This is a genomic window from Sinomicrobium oceani, from assembly GCF_900119185.1.
GTDB classification, from domain to species: domain Bacteria; phylum Bacteroidota; class Bacteroidia; order Flavobacteriales; family Flavobacteriaceae; genus Sinomicrobium; species Sinomicrobium oceani.
Map to the genome: position 1 here is coordinate 118,388 of NZ_FPJE01000012.1, position 19,988 is coordinate 138,375.

A 19,988-nucleotide genomic window follows, 5' to 3' on the forward strand; every position below is an offset into this window, starting at 1 on the left:
AGCACGAAAGTTTCTAATTGACTAAAATAATCACTTAAACCACAAACGAAATGATGAGACACTTATTGGAAAAAGTCCTCGTGGTTATTGCTTTGTTCTCTATGAGTGCGTATGCACAGCAGCCGGGCGATAACAATCAGGGACTGTTTGACGAATTCATGTTTAACCGGGGGAATACATACCGATCTGCTTCGGGGGTTCCGGGACCGGAATACTGGCAGAACGGCGCCGATTATAAAATTGAAGCGGAACTCGATGACCAGACCAATTACCTGAAAGGAAAAATAACGATCACATATCATAACAATAGCCCGGAGCCTCTCGATTTTATCTGGCTTCAGATGGATCAGAACCGTTTTATGGAAGATTCCAGGGGAACACTGACTACACCAGTAGAAGGAAACAGGTATTCCGGTGATGTGGACGGAGGGTATAAAGTATCCGAAGTTTCCGCAAAAACCGGGCGCAGGGGTAAAACCTCTTCACGATATATCATTACAGACACCCGTATGCAGGTTTTCTTTAACGAACCTGTTCCCGCAAAAGGTGGGGAAGCCACGGTTTCGATGAATTTCGAGTTTAAGATCCCCGAAAAGGGGATGGACAGAATGGGGCGCCTGAATATGAAAAAAGGAGAAGTGTATTCTATGGCACAATGGTACCCGAGAGTCGCTGTTTTTGATGATATCAAAGGATGGAATGTGGAACCTTATCTGGGGGCAGGTGAGTTTTACCTGGAATACGGCGATTTCGATTATAAAGTTACCGTTCCTTACGATCATATCGTAGTGGGGTCCGGAGAACTGGTAAATGCGGGAGATGTGCTCACCAAAGAACAGCAGAACCGTATGAAAGAAGCTGCAGGAAGCGATAAGACCGTGTATATCGTAAAGCCCGAAGAAGTAGGAAATACTACAGTAACGAGGCCTAAACAGGATGGCAAAATTACCTGGCATTTTAAAATGAAAAACTCCAGGGATATTGCTTTTGCAAGCTCTAAGGCATTTATATGGGATGCGGCCCGTATCAACCTGCCAAGCGGGAAAAAGGCTATGGCCCAGTCGGTCTATACCGATGAGAGTGATGGCGAGATGGCATGGACACGCTCTACCGAATACACTAAAGCTTCTATAGAACACTATTCCAACATGTGGTACGAATATCCTTATCCGGTAGCCGTGAACGTTGCTTCCAACGTAGGCGGTATGGAGTATCCCGGAATTGTATTCTGTGGGTATAAGGCAAAAACTGCCGGGCTGTGGGGAGTTACCGATCATGAATTCGGACATATATGGTTTCCGATGATCGTAGGGAGTAACGAAAGATTGTATGCATGGATGGATGAAGGGTTCAATACTTTTATCAACCATTACAGTACCCTGAACTTTAACAAAGGCGAATACCCTTCAAGACTTGAAGCCAGAAGGCTCGTAGGATGGCTTACCGACAAAGGACGCGAAAGTATTTCCACCTACCCGGATGTGGTACAGAGCCAAAACCTTGGAATGGTTGCTTATTATAAGCCTGCCATAGGCCTGAAAATGCTGCGTGAGTATATTCTCGGACATGAGCGTTTCGACAATGCCTTCAAAGCGTATATCAATGCCTGGGCTTACAAGCACCCGCAGCCATCGGACTTTTTTAATATTGTGGAGAATGTTGCCGGTGAAAACCTGAACTGGTTCTGGAAAGGATGGTTCTACGGTAATGAAAATATAGATCTTTCCATGGATGGAGTACGTCCGGTAGACGGAGGATACCTGCTTAATTTTGGCAATCGTGGCGGACTTCCGATGCCCGTTGTTTTTGAAGTAACATACTCAGACGGAAGCAAGGAAACCAAGACATTGCCCGTAGAAGTATGGCAACGTGGTGCGGAGTGGACACACTTACTGCAAACTACCAAAGAGATCAGAAAAATAGAGATAGATCCCGGAAAAGAATTGCCGGACAGCAATATTTCCAATAATACCTGGCCTTCCGAATTTTAGGATTCGGAAGAATCGGTTATAAAGTAAAAACGCGGGATCCGAAGAGCCCGCGTTTTTTTATGCCTTTTTTGTTACACTATTCTAAGGGGAGATTTTTCCTGGTTTTCTTCCTCCTCATCGCTTTCATCTTCATCCGGCCATTCAAAAAAACTGAATACGCAGTTTCCGTATTTTCTTGCAAAACTGAAAAAGGGAAGGTGTTCCATATTAGTGAATTTGGAATGTTCGACAATGAGAAAACCTTCTTCCTCGAGGAGTTCATTGGCAAAGACCAGTTCGGGTATTTTTGCAAATTCCTCATGGGACATATCATAAGGCGGATCAGCAAAAATAATATCCGTGCCGGAACGCGATTTGTCGAGAAACCGGAAGACATCACTCCTGATCACCCGAAGGGGCATATCGAGCTCCTTTGATGTTTTCTGTATAAATTGTATACATCCTGCATGCATATCCACGCAGGTAATGGAATGAGCTCCGCGGCTGGCAAATTCATAACTGATATTGCCCGTACCCGAAAACAGATCGAGAACCGAAACGTCCTGAAGGTAGAAATGATTTTCGAGAATATTGAAAAGCGCTTCCTTGGCGACATCCGTAGTAGGACGTACAGGTAGTTTTTTCGGAGCCATTAATCTTTTTCCGCGGTATTTTCCCGAGATGATTCGCATGCTAAAAAGAATTTAAGGAAATAAATTCCCGGTGAGGTTCCAGTAATTCCAGTCCCCCGGTTTGTTGATATTTACAGTAATTTCTGCCGAAGCGGATGTTTCTGATATAAGTATATACCATGTCGAATAGCGGATCGCCTTCCGCGATATCCCCGAGGAAATATAGCGGGAATACTTCGGGATCGAGTTCGAGTTGCTCGGCCGTAAACAGGATGTAGTAAATGAAATCTTCTTTATTGGTGTAGTGAAATGTATTGTAAAGAAGCAGTTTTTTACGGTCTGTCACCACGATCTCAAAATGCTCTTTTTCTACATGCACATACATGGTAGTCTCTTCTTCCGTGTAGTTTTGCAACAGGCTCTCTACCAATACGGTAGAGAAATGACGGTATTCGAACTCTCCGAAACGGTCAAAAATGTAGTTATTGATATTTACAAAGGGAATATACACATTGATGAGCCCCAATGTTCCGATATCATCGTAGGTGATAAAATCGGTTTCGAATATCTTCACATTAAATTTCAGGTATTCTGCAAGGTGTTTCTCGCTGAAAATGGGTTGGGGAACCAATGCAGAAAGGTTATTGTCGTGTATGACATGTACCTTTTTAAAAGGTTGATCGAGAATGTCCGGTCCGTCGAATATTTTTTCGGTTTCCCTGAGCATGGCCTGCGGAGTACCGGCATCGGAAAAGGAGTGCCGCTCCAGGGCAAAGATGGTTTTGCTGAGACCGTCCAGGATACAAAAAGAAAGTCCACTCAAGCTTACCTGAATGGACAATTCGTTATAATTTGTTGTAGGATATGTGCTACTTTCTCTTTTTAGAGTCATAGATCATTGGCCAGTTACCTGTTGTTTTCACTTCATCCATAGAACCTACGATGATTTCCGGACCGTTAACATCATCCACAGAGATGACCTGCTTTTCTTTAGCAACGAGAGCTTTGGGCTGATCGTGGAGTATAACACTCTTATCTACTTTAGCTTCGAAAACAGCAGCCTGAAAACCACTTCTGCTTATTGTTCCGGCTTTCATGGCAAATTGCTCATCGCCGGTAGCATAAGGAACTTTAGCGAGGTTTTTATAACTGTCGGAGTTTTTAAACAGCGAATCTTTCACGGAAACAAAACCTAAAGTATCGATGATTTTTCCCTCTTTTGGCATGTCAATACGATATACCGGATCGTATTCTACCCAACTTGTGTCTCGTTGCGTAGTAATAGCGAATTCCGCAGTATCTATAAACGTAATCAGACTATTGAAATCTTTGGCGAATTTACCGGTAACAGCTCTGTATGCTTCCTGTGAATCCCTGATGTCTTTCAGTTTGTCAATAACCTTGGCATAACGTTCTTTTTTCACTTTATCAAATTCTATAGGGTCGTTAACGGACCTGTAAATTTTGTAGGCGAAGAAAATACTCAGAAGCCATAAAGCAATTTGTATCGCTGTTTTCATTTTAATCTTTTGATTTTAGTTTAAAGAGGTTTTACGCAAAACTACAATTTTTTTTTATTCGGAAAAGTTTTTCCCATTAAAAATGAGTTTGACTTTCAAAACTTGAAAAATTGTATAATATGATTACAAAAACTATACCTTTCCCGGTTTAATTCTTAAAAATCTTTATTTTTTTTAATAAGGTGATGTATGCGTATGATGATCTGGCTAATCCTAAATCAATTTGTACTTTTGGCAAAAGAAGTACTTTCGTATGGATGCACCTTTGTTTTATCGAACCGTAATCAAAACCTTTCCGCATAGTCCGACCCTGAAACAGGAGATGGCATTGCAACAGTTATCGGAGTATATTTTTTCGGTGTCGAAAGACAGGCTGTTCCTGCTCAAAGGATATGCGGGTACCGGAAAAACGACTATTATAGGTGCCCTGGTAGAAAATATGCGGGGCAATTTTAAAAAGACCGTTCTGCTTGCACCAACCGGAAGGGCGGCAAAGGTGATCACTTCGTACGCGGGCACCACGGCTTTTACGATTCATAAGAAAATATATTTTCCGAAGAAGGAAAAAGGTGGCGGAGTGAAATTCGTACTGCAGCCCAATAAACACAGAGACACCTTATTTATCGTAGATGAAGCATCGATGATACCGGACCTGCCGGGCGATTCCAAACTTTTCGAGAACGGATCGCTTCTCGACGATCTTATGTATTATGTGTATTCCGGCTACAACTGTAAATTGATGCTCATCGGGGATACGGCCCAGCTTCCCCCGGTAAATCTCGATATCAGCCCTGCACTCGATGAAAATACCCTTTCCTTACATTATAACAAGGAGGTGAATAAGGTGGAGCTCGATGAAGTCGTGCGGCAGCAACTGGATTCCGGTATATTGTATAATGCCACCAATATAAGAGAATGCCTGTCCGGGGACAGTTCTTTTGATTTTAAGTTCGAGCTCAGCGGCTTTAAAGATATGGTCAGGCTCACCGACGGGTACGACATTCAGAATGCCATAGATGAAGCGTATGGCCATAGCGGAAAGGAAGAAACAGCTATCATTGTCCGGTCAAACAAAAGAGCAAACCTCTATAATCAGCAGATCAGGGGGCGCATTCTTTTTCTCGATAACGAACTGGCCACAGGAGATTATCTTATGGTCGTGAAAAACAATTATTTCTGGGTAAAAGCAACCAGTGAAGCCGGTTTTATTGCTAACGGGGATATTATAGAAGTACTGGAGATCTTTGCGATAAAGGAACTTTACGGGTTTAAGTTTGCAGAAGTAAAAGTGCGTATGGTGGATTATCCGGATATGCCACCGCTGGAGACCGTATTACTGCTCGATACGATAGATGCCGAAACCCCTTCGCTGTCCTATGAAGATTCCAACAGGCTGTACCAGGAAGTGATGAAGGACTACGAAGAAGAAACCGCCAAATACAAAAAATTCCTGAAAGTAAAGAATAACAAGTATTTTAATGCTTTGCAGGTTAAATTTTCCTATGCGATTACCTGTCATAAAAGCCAGGGCGGGCAATGGGATACCGTATTTATAGAGCAGCCTTATCTGCCCGATGGTATAACAAGAGATTATCTGCGCTGGTTGTATACGGCAGTAACCCGTGCGAGGCGTAAAGTATATCTCATAGGATTTAAAGACGACTTTTTTATAGAAGAATGATTTCTTATTTTTGAGGATAGCTATTGAAAAACTCAGGGAATGGATACCGGAACAATTGTCAGTATTTTTTTGGGAGTCGGACTGGCCGCAAGTGTTGGCTTCAGAGTGTTTTTGCCACTTCTCGTACTGGGAATGGCATCTCATTTCGGTCTGTGGGAACTCAATGAGAGCTGGCGGTGGATAGGTAGTATCCCCGCGCTTACGATATGGGGTGTCGCCGTAATTGCCGAGATATTCGCATACTATATTCCCTGGGTGGACAACCTGCTCGACAGTATAGCTCTTCCGCTGGCCGGGATAGCCGGTACGCTTGCCGTGGTGTCTACCGCTGCCGGAATGGATCCTGCTATGACCTGGACCATTGCATTGATAGCCGGGGGAGGTACGGCAGCAGCCATTAAAGGAGCATCCTCTGCGACAAGACTGACCTCTTCCGTAACAACGGCCGGCTTTGGTAATCCGATCCTCTCTACTATAGAAACTATAATCTCGGCAGTCTTATCCGTGCTTTCCGTGCTGCTTCCCGTCATAGCTATTATTCTGGTGATTATTATTCTCTTTATGGTGTTGAGGTTTTACAACAGGATTCGGCCGGGGAGAAAAGCAAAATAACCGCTGGATAGGTTTAAAAGGGAGACAGCCCTAATTTCCCGTAAAACAGGATGCAATAATTTTCGGAACTGGACGGAAATAATTATTTTTGATCCTTTAAATCCGGAAATATCCGAACAGCAGTACGCTGTTTTTCTTTCAGAGAAACAGGCAGCGACGACCCGCAAACAGAATTTCGGGTTTTCTTTTTGATATAAATTCCGCTTATTCGACAATATCGTATGAAGATCATAGCTATGATACCGGCGCGTTATGCCGCTACACGTTTTCCTGCCAAGCTGATGCAGGACCTCAATGGTAAACCCGTAATTCTGCGGACGTACGAAGCTACGGTAGCCACGGGCCTTTTTGATGATGTCTTTGTGGTCACCGACAGCGATATCATTTATAAAGAGATTACCGGTAACGGAGGAAAGGCCGTAATGAGTATAAAAGAACATGAGTGCGGAAGTGACAGGATAGCCGAAGCCGTGGAAAACCTGGACGTGGATATTGTGGTTAATGTTCAGGGAGACGAGCCGTTTACCGAACGGGAAAGTCTCGGTAAGGTGATTGAAGTGTTTCGGGACGACCCCGATAAAGAGATCGATCTGGCCTCACTGATGACCGAGATCAGGGACTGGGACGAAATAAACAATCCCAATATGGTAAAAGTGATTGTCGATCACCGGAATTTTGCACTTTATTTTTCACGTTCCCCCATACCCTATCCGAGGGCAAAGGATGCAGGGGCAAGGTATTTTAAACACAAAGGAGTGTATGCATTCCGTAAAAGTGCGATTATGGATTTCTATCGTTTACCGATGCTACCCCTTGAAGCATCTGAAAAGATCGAAGCTATACGATATCTGGAATACGGGAAAAAAATAAAAATGGTAGAAACCGGGGTAGGAGGTATCGAAATAGATACTCCGGAAGATCTCGAACGCGCCAAAAAAGCATGGAAGTGAAATACAAAGGAATAAAAGTCATCGGTTTTGATGCGGACGATACGCTCTGGGTTAACGAAACTTATTTCAGGGAAACCGAACAGAAATTCGCCCGCCTGCTATCGCAGTACGAAACCGAAAACAAGGTAGATCAGGAATTGTTTAAAACAGAGATCAGTAATCTCGAATTATATGGCTACGGGATCAAGGGGTTTGTATTGTCTATGATAGAAAGTGCCATAGATCTTTCCAACGGGAAAATTAATACTGCAACCATATCGGAAATCCTGCATCTTGGAAAAGAGATGATCGCGAAACCTGTAGAACTGCTGGACGGTGTAGAGGATGTGCTTCGTGAACTCAGCGGGAAATACCGGCTCATTGTACTGACCAAAGGCGATTTGCTCGATCAGGAACGAAAGATGGAACGTTCCGGACTTTCGGAGTATTTTCATCATATCGAAGTGCTGAGCGACAAGAAAGAAGAGAATTATCAGAATCTGCTGGAACATCTGCAAATAAGCACAGGAGAGTTTCTCATGGTAGGGAATTCCCTGAAATCGGATGTGCTTCCATTGGTGAATATAGGGGCCAGGGCCATACATGTGCCTTTTCATACTACCTGGGTTCATGAAATAGTGGAGGCTGACGATAATAATGGTGGATATCATACCATCGGTAACATCCGGGAAATCCTGGAGTTTTTATAATCTCATTTTCCAGATACCGCATATTTAGGTTTTAGGACGGCTATCGGAAAACCGGAAATCCCTTGTCGGTGTTCAAAAGTGTAAAAAACATGAAAGAGCATTTCCGGCCAGGGAAAAGCCGGATAGTACAGAATAAAAAAAGCAAGACTTATGAATTTTAGAAATTTTCCAATGGTACCAAGAGTTGTTTTTGGCCGTGGAAGTTTTGACCAGTTGGACGAAATTATCAGTCCTAAAAGGAAAAGCGATAATGCCCCTTTTATCTTTCTGGTAGATGATATTTTTAAAGATACCGGACTCGAAAAGAAAATTCCCTTAAAGCATAACGACAAGATTATCTTCGTCAATTCCGATACCGAACCGAAAACTTTCCAGGTCGATACCCTTCGGGATACTATAGTACAGGAGTTCGGAGCATTGCCTTCCGGTGTTTTGGGGATCGGGGGCGGAACTTTGATGGACCTGGCCAAGGCAGTAGCCATAATGCTGGCTAATCCCGGATCTTCGGCCGATTACCAGGGATGGGATCTCGTGAACAAACCTGCGTTATATCATGTTGGTATCCCTACGATAAGCGGTACCGGAGCTGAAGTATCGAGAACTACCGTACTTACGGGACCGGAAAAAAAACTGGGGATCAATTCCGATTATACGCCTTTCGATCAGGTTGTATTGGATCCCGATTTGTGTACCGGCGTTCCCCGGAATCAATGGTTTTATACGGGTATGGATTGCTTTATACACTGTATTGAATCGCTGACGGGAACTTATCTGAATGCTTTCAGTCAGAGTTACGGGGAAAAAGCATTGGAACTTTGCCATGAAGTATTCCTCAATGGAGCACTCTCCGAAGAGGAATCGAGAGATAAACTGATGATGGCTTCATGGCACGGAGGGATGAGTATCGCGTATTCTCAGGTAGGAGTTGCCCATGCCATGAGCTACGGTCTGTCTTATCTTCTGGGAACAAGACATGGTGTTGGAAACTGTATTGTCTTCGATCAGCTCGAAGAATTCTACCCGGAAGGTGTCAAAAACTTCAAGCAGATGACAGACAGGTATGAAATAGAGATCCCCAGAGGATTGTGTGGCGCACTTAGTGATGCCGAATTCGATACTATGATCAATGTCTCCATGGGGATGGTCCCGCTATGGGAAAATGCTATGGGGAAGGACTGGAAAAAAGTTATTACACCCGGAAAACTCAGGTCAATGTACGAAAAGATGTAGTCGTATCGTACTACGGAACGTAATATTAGGTCCCCATGGCACAAAGCCATGGGGATTTTTGTTGGTAAGTCCTTTCTTCTCCATTGATAAAGCCTTTAAAAGCTATTTTCACCATACTTCACTTGTTTAGGTCTCAAACAAATAGAATTTCTCTAAAAAAATAATTCAAACGCATTTTTTGTAAATGACTGATATTTAGGTTTAAAAAAGTTTATAACCATTTGTACTTGATTTCAAACGGGTACAAACGAAAGTAAATGTTTATTAACCGACTATGAGATCCGGCGGGGTCTAAGTTTGTCCTGTCAAACCAATAGTGTCATTAATATCAACTGTTTAACTTTAAAATTATATTACAATGAATGCAATCAGAAACAAAGTACAATTGATCGGAAGACTGGGGCAGGACCCCGAATACGTAAACTTTAAGGATGGTGGCCGTATGGCCAGGTTTGCGCTGGCTATAGATGATAGTTACAAGAGTAAAGATGGCGAAAAGGTAGAGCGTACATACTGGCATAATGTAGTTGTTCGGGGAGGCCTTGTACAGGTTGTGGAAAGCTTTGTGTCCAAGGGAAAGGAAATTGCGATAGAAGGTAAGCTGGCTACGCGTTCCTGGGAAGATGATAAGGGCATCAAGCGGTATATTACCGAAGTCATCTGTAATGAGCTGCTCCTGCTCGGTAAGTAAAAGAAGCTCCGGAAATGCCCGTTATTTTGAAATGTAAATTTTACTTTAGCGGGCGTGGTTCCGGGGACCTTTCCGGGTTTATGAAATAATCCGGAACTTTGAAGCCATACTCCGGACACAAATTAACATCAAAGTATTATACATGATAGAGAAAAAGACCGTATATGAGTGCCTGAAAACCTATTTTGGTTATGATACGTTCCGCCCTAACCAGGAAGAAATCGTAACGGATATCTGCGAGGGTAGGGATGTTCTCGCTATTATGCCCACCGGGGGAGGGAAATCGCTGTGTTTCCAGTTGCCGGCTCTGATGCTGGAAGGAACTGCCGTAGTCATTTCCCCACTTATAGCTTTGATGAAAGACCAGGTTGACGGTTTGCGTGTCAATGGGGTGGAAGCGGCTTGTTACAACAGTAGCCTTTCTTCCGAAGCGCAATCCGGATTATGGGAAAGCCTGCGCGACGGAAACCTGAAACTTTTATATGTGGCTCCCGAGAGCCTGTCGCAGCTTATACCGTTGTTGTCCGGTTGTAAAATAAGTATGGTCGCGGTCGATGAAGCACATTGTATATCTGCCTGGGGCCACGATTTCCGTCCGGCCTATACCAGGCTTCACGATCTGAAAGACCATTTCCCCGGGGTGCCGGTAGCTGCTTTTACAGCAACGGCAGATGCTGCTACGAGAGAAGATATCGTACGGCAATTGAATATCCCTGCAGCAGTACGGTATATGGCTTCTTTCGATCGGAAAAACATCTGTCTTGAAGTCCGGCCGGGAACAGACCGTCTGAAACAGATTCTCAGTTTCCTGGACAACAGAAAGGAGGAGAGCGGAATTATTTATTGTACAAGCCGTAAATCTACCGAAAAACTTGCCGCCCGTTTACAAAAGAACGGTTATGAGGCAGGAGCTTATCACGCCGGCATGCCTCCTGAGGAACGTATTTCCGTACAGGAGGATTTTATCAACGACAGGATTCATGTGGTCGTGGCTACTATTGCCTTTGGGATGGGAATAGATAAGAGTAATGTGCGATGGGTTATTCATTATAATATGCCCAAAAATATCGAAGGATATTACCAGGAAATAGGACGTAGCGGAAGGGACGGACTCCCGGCACATGCGCTATTGTTCTATAGCTTTGCGGATGTCGTACAACAGCGGAAGTTTATAGACGATTCTTCAGCAAAGGACGTTCAGCTTGCCAAACTCGAACGTATGCAGCAATTTGCCGAAACGCTGCATTGCAGGAGAGGGACTTTGCTCAATTATTTCGGTGAGCAGTTGCCGCAGGATTGCGGAAACTGCGATGTATGTATGTCGCCTCCCGAATATTTTGATGGCACTGTACTGGCCCAGAAAGTATGTTCGGCGGTAGTGCGGTTAAAAGAAAGCGAATCGCTCGGAATGCTTGCCGATGTGCTTCGCGGAGCACAGAATGCAGCCGTTCTGGAAAGAGGGTACGATAAAATAAAGACGTATGGAGCCGTGAAAGAGGTATCCTGGAAAGATCTGCAACAGTATATTATACAGATGATCAACCAGGGGATACTCGATGTACGGTTTCAGGAAAACAGCAGGCTGGTCCTTACATCTTTGGCCAGGGAGATCCTTTTTGAAAGCAGACCGGTAAGACTGGCCAGATTGGTTCGTCCGGATAAAGAGACTTCCCGGAAAAAGCAGCAAAAAAAGAAGGAAGGAGAGACACTTTTCGGAAAACTTCGTGCCTTGAGATCGGAAATAGCCGTAGAAGAGCACGTCCCTGCCTACGCTGTTTTTAATGATGCCACTTTACGCGATATGGAAGAAAAACAACCGGAAGATACAGATGCTTTTGAGGGTATAACCGGGGTCGGGAAAATCAAAAAAGAGAAATATGCCGATCGTTTCCTCCATGTAATCCGTGTCTATAAAGCATCCCGGCAAAAAAAGCTTCCCACACACGAAGAAACCTATGTGTTGTATCAAAAAAACATACCGCCCGAGGCGATTGCGGCACAGCGCGAACTCCGTATAGATACGATTATGGGGCATTTGCTTAAAAAGAAAGAAGAAGAAGGAACTGCCATAGATCTTATGGAGTTTATGACACCCGAAGAGGTTACCGCTGTAGGTGAAGCCTTAAAGGAAATCGGTGATACGGATGCTTTGAAGCCGTATTTCGATCACTTTGACGGAAATATGCCCTATTGGAAAATAAGATACGGGCTGTACCTGTTGAATACCTGAAGACAAGGCTCAGCCTTCGCGGTACTCGGACGGGGAAACACCCTTACTCCGTTTGAAGATGCGGTGGAAATAAGAAAGACTGTTAAAACCGGAAGCATAGCATACGTCCGAGATCGTGAGCGAATTATGCGCATCGAGTAACGATTTACAGGCAAACCCCACACGGATATCATTCAGAAATGATACAAAGGACTTACCGGTCTTTGCTTTAAAATACCTGCAAAAAGCGGTTTTATTCATCCCGGCGTAAGAAGCGATATCAGCCAGGCTCAGTTCTTCATGAAAATGAAGCATGATATACTGGAGGATTTTGTTCAGTTTTCTGTCGCTCGAATTAAACTGGTCTATCCATGCCGGGGTGGCGAGATGAACCTTTTCTTTGTGCTGAAGATGGTACAATATTCGCATAAAATGTAAGGTACTTTCCTGTATGCCGCCTTTCAGGGTTTTCCGGAATATTTTAAAGGCTTTTTTACCGGGATCGGGGAAGAGTAATCCTGTGACGGCATGTTTGACCAAAGATGGGATATATCCGAATTCGACATTGTTTTCGAAGAAGCTCCTGATAAAGGGATCTCCGAAATGCACGACATAGGCTTCGGAGATTTCCTCATCATCCGGGTTTAGAGAGGCCGGAGACGATTCGAACATGTGAGGCAGGTGTGCTCCGATCAGGAAAACATTACCGGGCTGATACGGGCCTATATAGTCTCCTGCGTAGATCGTGCCCCGTCCCCTGGAGATGTAAACCAGTTCGTATTCCGGGTGGTAATGCCAGAGTTTCAAAAATTCTTTTTCCCGGTGAAGTGCAACTTTAAGATTTGTTTCCAGGTTTTTATGCAGGAAATGTAAATCCATATACCATTTTTTAACGACAATACGTTTTGAGCAAATATTGTACAATTGATGGCAAAGATATAAGAACTTTTCGTTACGAAAACTATTTACTTTTGATATTCGGGAAATGGTGTTTTCCTGAAATGGAGTCATAACGACTTATAATGGCATGATAAAGCCTCTTGAAGGAAGATGACATTTAGGGATAGTCCGTTATGCAGGTCTTATTTTTTAATACTATATTATTTTATATCCGGTTGGAAAAAATTTTAAGAATTCATCCGGGGGACAACGTTGTTGTAGCCCTTACGGATCTGGACAAAGATGCTGATGTTGTCGTAGCCGGAAAAGCGCTTCGATTGCGCGAGGCGGTTCCGGTAAAACACAAGTTTACACTCGAACCTATGCGGGAAGGAGATACTGTTTTTATGTATGGAGTTCCTGTAGGTAAGGTCGTAACGGATTTATCTGCCGGGAGCCTTCTCACTACGGAGAATACCAGGCATGTAGCCGCTCCTTATGCAATAGGTTTACAGAACTATACCCATGAAAAACCGGATGTAGATCGGTATCTGAACCGTACTTTCAACGGGTTTCACCGTAAGGACGGTCAGGTAGGTACCGGGAATTACTGGTTGTTCGTGCCCCTGGTATTCTGTCAGAACCGGAACCTGAAAGTGCTGCAGGAAGCTCTGGAAACCGAACTCGGTTTCCGGAAAGAAAATCCGTATAAGCTTCTCGTCAGGGATCTTGCGGATAAATTCAAAGGTGGGGAAAAGGAAGGTCATTACGAAACGAAAAAGAGCCCGAAACTCTTCCCGAATATAGACGGAATTAAATTCCTGCTCCACGAAGGAGGTTGCGGAGGAACGCGACAGGATGCGCAGTTGCTGGTAGATCTTCTTGCCGGATATATCCGGCATCCCAACGTAGCAGGTGCTACGGTGCTGAGTCTGGGGTGTCAGCACGCCCAGATGACGATGCTCGAAGAGGCTATCGCCAGGCATAGGCAGGAGCTCGGAAAACCTCTGTTGTTTTTTGAGCAACAGAAATATCCTTCGGAGCATGCGATGCTTCAGGATATTATCCGGGACACTTTCGAAGGCCTGAAGGAAGCCAATGAAAATTCGAGAAAACCCGCACCATTAGAAAAACTGACTATCGGGCTCGAATGTGGGGGATCGGATGGTTTTTCCGGAATTTCAGCCAATCCGCTGATCGGCGTTATAGCCGACCGGATCAATGCGCTTCGGGGTAAAAGTATCCTCTCGGAATTCCCGGAATTGTGCGGGGTAGAGCAAGACCTTATCGATCGTTGCGAACGAAAAGAAACAGCGGAGAAATTTGTCCGCCTGATGGAAAACTATGAAGCCAGGGCCCAGGAAGTAGGTTCAGGGTTTGATATGAACCCGTCTCCGGGAAATATCAGGGACGGACTGATCACCGATGCCATTAAATCGGCAGGAGCGGCGACGAAAGGTGGAAGAAGTGCAGTTGCCGATGTACTCGATTATGGAGAGTATGCAACCCGGGAAGGGCTGAACCTGCTCTGTACCCCAGGAAACGATGTGGAGTCTACCACAGGACTGGCAGGTGCAGGAGCCAATATGATTCTCTTTTCTACCGGACTGGGGACACCTACCGGAAACCCGGTATGTCCGGTTGTGAAAATTGCATCCAATTCTATGCTTCCCGAAAAAATAAACGATATTATCGACTTTGATGCGGGAAGACTTTTTTCCGAAGGGATATCTCAGGAACTGTTAGCCGATGAGCTTATGGAGCTGATTATAGCAGTAGCAGGCGGAGAGAAGCAGACCTGTGCACAAAAGTTACAGCAAGACGATTTCATTCCGTGGAAAAGAGGAATATCTTTGTAAAGACTCCGGATATATCACAGAGTTCGGAAACCTGGAGATTCCGGGGAGAGAATAGCCGTTGAATTCAGATAAAATTAACAGAATATGTCAAAAAATGTAATTATAACCGGAGGTGGATCCGGTATAGGAGCAGCGATAACCAGGATATTTCTCGAAAAAGGGCACAAGGTTTTTATGCTCGAGAGAAATACCGGGGGGGCAAAAGAGGCTTTTGCCGGAACCGAAGACACCCGGCTGCAGATTATTCCCTGTGATGTAAGCAACCAGGCACAGGTGGTAGAAATTATCAACGGGATAGCTGGTAAAACGACCATAGATATTCTTATCAATAATGCCGGGGTATCTCATATAGGTACGGTCGAAACGACTTCCGAACAGGATATGGATAACGTATTTGCCGTCAATGTAAAAGGAGTTTATAACTGTATCCATGCCGCTATACCTCACATGAAAAAGAACGGAGGAGGGGTCATACTCAATATGGCATCTATCGCATCTCATGTAGGGATAGCCGATCGTTTTGCCTATTCGATGACCAAAGGAGCCGTATTGGCCATGACATACTCCGTGGCTAAAGATTATGTAGCCGATGGTATTCGTTGCAACAGTATTTCTCCGGCAAGGGTGCATACCCCTTTCGTAGACGGTTTTCTGGCAAAGAATTACCCGGGAAAAGAAAAAGAGATGTACGATAAGCTTTCCAAAACCCAGCCCATCGGGCGAATGGCCAAGCCGGAGGAAGTCGGTAAACTTGCCTATTTCCTGTGTTCCGAAGATGCTTCTTTTACAACCGGTACCGATTATCCTCTGGATGGCGGATTTATAAGACTAAACAGCTAAGGAAAAAAAAGTTCAATTACATAAATTCATAAATACACAACGAATGAGATTATTCAGATTTGGACCGGAAGGCGAGGAGAAACCCGGAGTGGAATTGCAGGATGGCACTGCGCTGGACGTAAGCGCCTTCGGACAGGATTACGATGAAGATTTTTTTGCCGGAGACGGTGTCCGCAAACTGGGGGCCTGGTTAGAACAACACAAAGACAACTGCCCGGTAGTTGAGGGAGAATTCCGTTTCGGTCCTGTAGTCAAACGACCTTCCAAATTGATCTGTATTGGGCTGAACTATGCAAAGCACGCTGCGGAAAGCGGAATGGATGTGCCCAAAGAACCGGTGGTTTTCTTCAAAGCCACTTCTTCGATCACAGGGCCCAACGATCCGGTTATTATTCCGAGAGGTTCGGAAAAGACCGATTGGGAAGTCGAACTGGCCGTAGTTATCGGTAAAAAAGCTTCTTATGTGAATAAAGAAGAAGCTATGGATTATGTTGCCGGATATGCGCTGCACAACGACTACAGTGAAAGAGCTTATCAGCTCGAACGCGGAGGACAGTGGGTAAGGGGAAAGAGTTGTGATACTTTTGCTCCGCTCGGGCCATACCTGGTTACGGCTGATGAAAAACTCGACCCGCACCATCTCAATCTCTGGTTGAAAGTCAACGGAGAAACATTACAGAATTCCAATACTTCCGATTTTATTTTTGATATCCCTACGGTAATAAGTCACCTCAGTGAATTCATGACGCTGCTTCCCGGAGATGTGATCTCTACGGGGACGCCTGCGGGAGTGGGACTCGGTTTTCAACCACCGCGGTATCTCAAGGCCGGCGATGTGGTAGAACTCGGAATAGAAGGGCTCGGTTCCTCAAGACAGGAAGCTGTCGCTTATAAAGCAAAATAAATCCGGTAAAAGGCTCAGGAGATGTGTTTCCGGAGCCTTTTGTATAGTATCTAACACCTAAAAGATCAATCAGAATGTATATCGATTCACATCAGCATTTCTGGCAATATCACCCGGAGAAGGATGCCTGGATAGACAAAACCATGCAGGCCATACGCCGGGACTTTATGCCTTCCGATCTTGAGCCCGTTCTTCATGCCAATGGGGTCTCGGGATGTGTAGCGGTTCAGGCCAGTCAATCTGAAGAAGAAACGTCTTTTCTTTTGGAATGTGCCGATAAAAATCCGTTCATAAAAGCGGTAGTTGGCTGGGCAGATCTTCAGGGAGATAATATTAAAGAAACGTTACTCCGGTTTTCGGAGCATAACCGTTTTCGGGGTGTACGCCATGTCGTACAGGGTGAACCGGACGATTTTATGTACCGTCCGGCCTTCCGGAGGGGAATTGAAGAACTCGAGCCCCTGGGGCTTACTTATGATATTCTCGTTTTTGCCAGGCAATTGCCTGCCGCCATAGATCTCGTACGCCGGTTCCCGAAACAGCGTTTCGTACTGGACCATATCGCCAAACCGGTTATCTCTGCAGAGCCTGATAAAGCCTGGGCAGATCATATTCGTATTCTTGCCGGGCATGATAATGTGTGCTGTAAGGTGTCGGGGATGGTAACGGAAGCTACGGACCGGACATGGAAACAAGAGGAGTTTACACCTTTTATGGAGGTTGTAACCGAGGCCTTCGGAACAGACCGGGTCATGTACGGATCGGATTGGCCGGTATGCCTGCTGGCTGCATCCTATGCAGAAGTCATAAATATTGTCCGGGCATTTTACAGCGAAGATGAACTTCCTAAAGTTATGGGAAAGAATGCAGCGGATTTTTACGGGATTACAGCTATTTAAAAGTATGAACCAACCATAAATTAAAAACCCGATATATGAAAACTTTACGATGGACAGTATTGATCGTCTTATGGATGGCAAGCTGCAAACAAAAACCGGCGGCAAACACTACAACTGAAAAGGTTGTTCCCGAAAAAAGTGTCAATTACCTGGAGGAGTCCGAAGAAGATTTTGACGAACGTATGGCCTGGTGGAGAGACGCGAGGTTCGGAATGTTTATTCACTGGGGGGCTTATGCCGTTCCGGCAGGAAGGTACCAGGGGAAAGAAGTGGCAAGCGTGGGAGAGTGGATTATGCAAAATGCCAAAATACCGATAGAAGAATACGAAGAATATGCCCGGAAGTTTAACCCGACTTCGTTTGATGCCGAAAAATGGGTTGCTACAGCAAAAGATGCGGGAATGAAATATATGGTGATTACCTCAAAGCATCACGATGGGTTCTGTCTTTGGGATTCGGAGGTAACCGACTACGATATCGTGGATTATTCTCCTTACGGAAAAGATATTCTGAAGGCTCTTTCCGAGGCCTGTAAGAAGCAGGGCATAAAATTCGGGCTTTATCATTCTATAATGGACTGGCATCATCCCGATTCACATGCCGATACTTACGCAGGAGGAACGCCCTCGGAAAATAACGAAGCCCGTTTTGCAAATTACCTGGAAAATTACCTGAAGCCGCAACTCAAGGAACTGGTGGAAAATTACGATCCTGCAATTCTCTGGTTCGACGGGGAGTGGGAGAAAGAGTTTACACACCGCCAGGGACAGGAACTTTATCAGTACGTAAGGACGTTGAAACCCGAAATTATCATTAATAACCGGGTAGACAAAGGGAGAAAGGGAATGCAGGGCATGAATAAGGAAGACAGTGATTATGCCGGAGATTTCGGAACCCCGGAACAGGAAGTTCTGGCAGGGACCTCTGCGCTCGACTGGGAATCGTGTATGACCATGAACGATACCTGGGGGTATAAGACAGATGATAAGAACTGGAAATCTTCACAGAATCTTATCCGTCACCTGGTAGATGCTGCAGCCAAAGGCGGAAACTATCTGTTAAATATAGGGCCCGATGCGGCGGGTAATATTCCTGAAGCCAGTTTGGAAAGACTGGACGATATAGGGCGCTGGATGAAAGTGAACGGGGAAGCGGTTTACGGTACGGAAAGCCCGGAATCCGGTTTTGAAGAAGGAGACGATATACGGTTTACGGCCAAGAAGAGTACGCCTTTCTGTTATGCGGTGACCTTTAAAAGACCAGAGAATACTTTCCGTCTTAAAAATCTGAAACCCGAAGCCGGATCGGAAATCAGGCTGCTCGGATATGAACAGCCGCTGACATGGGATTACCAGGAAGATTCCGGACTCGCCATTTCCGTTCCCGCAACCGTTTTAGAGCAAGTAGGAGAGACACCTGCCTGGACATTTAAGATAGAGACCCGGAAATAGAATAGGGTAGCTAAAGGTCGGTTTTCTGTAATCAGGAAATCAAGGGCCCAAATTTTGCGAAGCATATCATGGGAGGAGAATAAAACAATATAAAATGCAAATGTTAAATCCTTAATATTAGGGTGTGGAAATTTTTTTTAAGCTAATTTTAGCCCTTAAATTGTGTCGGAAATAGGAAAATGAAGGTATGAACTTACATTTAGATAAAAAAGTGATCATCGTTACCGGTGGAGCCAAGGGGATAGGTTTGGGTATATGTGAAGTTTTGGCGGCTGAAGGGGCGATCCCGGTATTAGTAGGAAGAAATGAGGCAGATAACGAGAAGGCTGTGCGGGCTATTCTTGACAACGGAGGGCAGGCTGATTCGGTCATAGGTGAACTCACCGACCCGGAAGCCTGTAGGAACGCGGTAGCACAGGTAGTGTCCCGATACGGTAAAATAGATGGTTTGGTCAATAATGCGGGGGTTAATGACGGTGTGGGGCTCGAAAACGGATCGTATGAGCTTTTTACGGCCTCCATACAGAAGAACCTGACACATTATTACCTTATGGCACATCATGCCTTGCCCGAACTCAAAAAGACAAAAGGGGCAATTGTAAACATAGGTTCCAAAACATCGCTGACCGGCCAGGGCGGGACTTCCGGTTATGCTGCCGCTAATGGCGGACGTAATGCGCTGACCAGGGAATGGGCTGTGGAACTGCTGCCGTATGGAATCCGGGTCAATGCCGTGATCGTTGCGGAATGCTATACGCCCCTCTACGAAAAGTGGATCAATACCTTTCCGGATCCCAAAGAAAAGCTGAACACCATAACAGAAAAAATCCCATTAGGTCACAGGATGACTACCGCAACGGAAATTGCCGATGCCGTAGCTTTTCTGTTATCCGAAAAATCGAGTCATACCACCGGGCAGCTCTTGTTTGTCGATGGAGGCTATGTACATCTGGACAGGGCACTGACCTGAAA

At 45.0% G+C, this 19,988-nt stretch carries 18 protein-coding genes; 14 read left to right on the plus strand and 4 right to left on the minus strand.

Translation table 11 applies throughout. The features are described from left to right. Nucleotides 1-53: 53 nt before the first annotated feature. Nucleotides 54-1,991, plus strand: a complete 1,938-nt coding sequence (locus BT112_RS12085) for a M1 family metallopeptidase (protein WP_083564910.1) — start codon at nt 54-56, stop codon at nt 1,989-1,991. A gap of 71 nt (nt 1,992-2,062) precedes the next feature. On the opposite strand, the gene BT112_RS12090 is transcribed toward BT112_RS12085, so the two are convergent. Genes BT112_RS12090 through BT112_RS12100 form a run of 3 tightly spaced genes read right to left on the minus strand, consistent with a single transcriptional unit; the run spans nt 2,063 to nt 4,122 of the window. Then, nucleotides 2,063-2,662: an RsmD family RNA methyltransferase gene (locus BT112_RS12090; RefSeq protein ID WP_072317638.1), complete on the minus strand. Its 600-nt coding sequence runs from the start codon at nt 2,660-2,662 to the stop codon at nt 2,063-2,065. Nucleotide 2,663: 1 nt separating this feature from the next. Beyond that, nucleotides 2,664-3,494 (minus strand): DUF3822 family protein, encoded by an 831-nt coding sequence (locus BT112_RS12095; RefSeq protein ID WP_072317639.1) that lies wholly within the window; start codon nt 3,492-3,494, stop codon nt 2,664-2,666. Beyond that, entirely contained in the window at nt 3,472-4,122 is a 651-nt protein-coding gene (locus BT112_RS12100; RefSeq protein WP_072317640.1) for a hypothetical protein, read from the minus strand. Before BT112_RS12100 ends, BT112_RS12095 begins: the two co-directional genes overlap by 23 nt. 253 nt (nt 4,123-4,375) lie before the next feature. Between BT112_RS12100 and BT112_RS12105 the strand changes: the two genes are divergently transcribed. The 7 genes from BT112_RS12105 to recQ all read left to right on the plus strand — a co-directional run bounded on the left by BT112_RS12105 (nt 4,376) and on the right by recQ (nt 12,205). After that, nucleotides 4,376-5,803 (plus strand): ATP-dependent DNA helicase, encoded by a 1,428-nt coding sequence (locus BT112_RS12105; protein ID WP_072317641.1) that lies wholly within the window; start codon nt 4,376-4,378, stop codon nt 5,801-5,803. 39 nt (nt 5,804-5,842) lie between these two features. Next, complete coding sequence (locus BT112_RS12110; protein WP_072317642.1) at nt 5,843-6,415, plus strand: DUF4126 domain-containing protein; 573 nt, start codon at nt 5,843-5,845, stop codon at nt 6,413-6,415. 221 nt (nt 6,416-6,636) lie between these two features. Beyond that, nucleotides 6,637-7,365, plus strand: coding sequence for a 3-deoxy-manno-octulosonate cytidylyltransferase (kdsB, locus tag BT112_RS12115; protein ID WP_072317643.1), 729 nt, complete (start codon nt 6,637-6,639; stop codon nt 7,363-7,365). After that, nucleotides 7,356-8,054: an HAD family hydrolase gene (locus tag BT112_RS12120; protein ID WP_072317644.1), complete on the plus strand. Its 699-nt coding sequence runs from the start codon at nt 7,356-7,358 to the stop codon at nt 8,052-8,054. The genes kdsB and BT112_RS12120 overlap by 10 nt, the downstream gene beginning before the upstream one ends. 150 nt (nt 8,055-8,204) lie before the next feature. Further along, entirely contained in the window at nt 8,205-9,284 is a 1,080-nt protein-coding gene (locus BT112_RS12125; RefSeq protein WP_072317645.1) for an iron-containing alcohol dehydrogenase family protein, read from the plus strand. A 358-nt stretch (nt 9,285-9,642) separates the two neighbouring features. Further along, the gene (locus BT112_RS12130; protein WP_072317646.1) at nt 9,643-9,975 is read left to right on the plus strand and encodes a single-stranded DNA-binding protein; all 333 of its coding nucleotides are present in this window, start codon (nt 9,643-9,645) and stop codon (nt 9,973-9,975) included. Between the two features lie 142 nt (nt 9,976-10,117). After that, nucleotides 10,118-12,205, plus strand: a complete 2,088-nt coding sequence (gene recQ, locus BT112_RS12135; protein WP_072317647.1) for a DNA helicase RecQ — start codon at nt 10,118-10,120, stop codon at nt 12,203-12,205. A 9-nt stretch (nt 12,206-12,214) separates the two neighbouring features. Here the strand turns inward: recQ and BT112_RS12140 are convergent, their stop codons facing one another. Further along, on the minus strand, nt 12,215-13,063 hold the full coding sequence (locus BT112_RS12140; RefSeq protein ID WP_072317648.1) for an AraC family transcriptional regulator: 849 nt from the start codon (nt 13,061-13,063) through the stop codon (nt 12,215-12,217). Between the two features lie 236 nt (nt 13,064-13,299). On the opposite strand from BT112_RS12140, the gene BT112_RS12145 reads away from it, so the two are divergent. From BT112_RS12145 to BT112_RS12170, 6 genes are all read left to right on the plus strand, one after another. Further along, complete coding sequence (locus BT112_RS12145; protein ID WP_317039593.1) at nt 13,300-14,922, plus strand: UxaA family hydrolase; 1,623 nt, start codon at nt 13,300-13,302, stop codon at nt 14,920-14,922. A gap of 84 nt (nt 14,923-15,006) precedes the next feature. Next, nucleotides 15,007-15,762 carry an SDR family NAD(P)-dependent oxidoreductase gene (locus tag BT112_RS12150; RefSeq protein WP_072317650.1) on the plus strand — a complete coding sequence of 252 codons (756 nt, stop codon included), beginning with the start codon at nt 15,007-15,009 and terminating at the stop codon, nt 15,760-15,762. 43 nt (nt 15,763-15,805) lie between these two features. Further along, the gene (locus tag BT112_RS12155; protein ID WP_072317651.1) at nt 15,806-16,666 is read left to right on the plus strand and encodes a fumarylacetoacetate hydrolase family protein; all 861 of its coding nucleotides are present in this window, start codon (nt 15,806-15,808) and stop codon (nt 16,664-16,666) included. 74 nt (nt 16,667-16,740) lie between these two features. Further along, the gene (locus BT112_RS12160; RefSeq protein WP_072317652.1) at nt 16,741-17,565 is read left to right on the plus strand and encodes an amidohydrolase family protein; all 825 of its coding nucleotides are present in this window, start codon (nt 16,741-16,743) and stop codon (nt 17,563-17,565) included. A gap of 35 nt (nt 17,566-17,600) precedes the next feature. Further along, complete coding sequence (locus BT112_RS12165) at nt 17,601-19,016, plus strand: alpha-L-fucosidase (protein ID WP_083564907.1); 1,416 nt, start codon at nt 17,601-17,603, stop codon at nt 19,014-19,016. 187 nt (nt 19,017-19,203) lie between these two features. Beyond that, nucleotides 19,204-19,986 (plus strand): L-fucose dehydrogenase, encoded by a 783-nt coding sequence (locus BT112_RS12170; RefSeq protein ID WP_072317654.1) that lies wholly within the window; start codon nt 19,204-19,206, stop codon nt 19,984-19,986. Nucleotides 19,987-19,988: the final 2 nt, after the last annotated feature.